Below are 244 nucleotides of genomic sequence, written 5' to 3'. Positions count from 1 at the left end.
ACCATTAACGGATCGCCAATCGTTGTTATTTTCCAAGGGGGCGTGTCCACATAGCGTGAAGAGACTAAAAAGGGAACTTGACGTGACAAGCGAGCAATCATCGCTTCTGGGGGAACAAATCCCGTGACGTAAGGTTCATCAACACTTCCCACATAAGCATACACCCCATAATTTAACCAACGTCCCGCAACTGTATTCACATCATCAGGGCGAGTTGCTGAAAAACTGTGGATTAAATACATCG

1 protein-coding gene is annotated in these 244 nt (G+C 45.9%); it reads right to left on the bottom strand.

Translation table 11 applies throughout. The annotated features are described in order from the left end of the window. Positions 1 to 244, bottom strand: a 244-nt coding sequence (locus tag R0J92_RS25765; RefSeq protein WP_411053781.1) for a hypothetical protein, incomplete at both ends; no start/stop codon positions are given.

The organism is Tritonibacter sp. SIMBA_163 (assembly GCF_046535935.1).
In the GTDB taxonomy this organism is placed as follows: domain Bacteria; phylum Pseudomonadota; class Alphaproteobacteria; order Rhodobacterales; family Rhodobacteraceae; genus Epibacterium; species Epibacterium scottomollicae.
Note: the sequence above shows the minus strand (reverse complement) of the source record. Positions and strands in the feature narration are given on the sequence as shown.